The sequence below is a fragment of the Pseudomonas sp. AC083 genome, from assembly GCF_979253165.1.
The window spans coordinates 1-281 of the sequence record NZ_CEEDDH010000091.1 but is presented as its reverse complement, the minus strand read 5'-3'; the positions used below and the strand labels follow the sequence as shown (position 1 = coordinate 281).

Below are 281 nucleotides of genomic sequence, written 5' to 3'. Positions count from 1 at the left end.
CCTATGAGGGCAAGTACATGGCCTGTTTGAGGATGGATGGCGGCAAAGCCAATTTGGATATCTGATTTGGCATTCATCGTGTTTTTTAACGTCTTTTCTGCGATTTTCTGTAACTTTGGATTAAGGGTCGTTTGGATATGAAGTCCATAGGTTTCGATCTGTTCCTCTGTTAACCCCAAGCTTTGTTTCAACTCTCGAATCACATCGTCATAAAAATATGGGGCTTGCTTTGCTTGCAGCTGCTTCTTCTGCAAAGGGCGATAGGACAGCTTTTCTTTCGC

Annotated in this window: 1 protein-coding gene; it reads right to left on the bottom strand. The window is 43.4% G+C overall.

Features of this window, described 5'->3' with window-relative positions:
• The coding region (locus AC0IXA_RS27330) for a hypothetical protein (RefSeq protein WP_471814887.1) at window positions 1-281 on the bottom strand (281 nt) is incomplete at both ends.